We start from the raw sequence: 253 nt of genomic DNA, 5'->3' as shown, positions 1-253 counted from the left end.
ACTTCGCCAACAGAGGCATGCTGCTGAAGTACTCGCTCAACTTCTGCCGGCGAGATGTTAGTTCCACCGCGGATGATGACATCTGAGAGCCGCCCAACGACGTAGACGAAACCATCCTCGTCCACCCGAACAAGGTCTTTTGTGCGGTACCAGCCGTCATCAGTAATGACCGTCCGTGTTTGTTCTTCGTCGCGCCAGTAACCGAGCATCAGCCCCGGTCCAGTGGAGTACGCTTCCCCCACCTGTCCGGCTG

1 pseudogene is annotated in these 253 nt (G+C 57.7%); it reads right to left on the bottom strand.

The annotated features are described in order from the left end of the window. Window positions 1–253, bottom strand: a pseudogene (locus SB847_RS21710) (long-chain fatty acid--CoA ligase); the annotation flags it as partial.

It is taken from the genome of Bacillus sp. SIMBA_026, from assembly GCF_046535335.1.
Taxonomy (GTDB): Bacteria; Bacillota; Bacilli; order Bacillales; family Bacillaceae; genus Bacillus; species Bacillus velezensis.
Note: the sequence above shows the minus strand (reverse complement) of the source record. Positions and strands in the feature narration are given on the sequence as shown.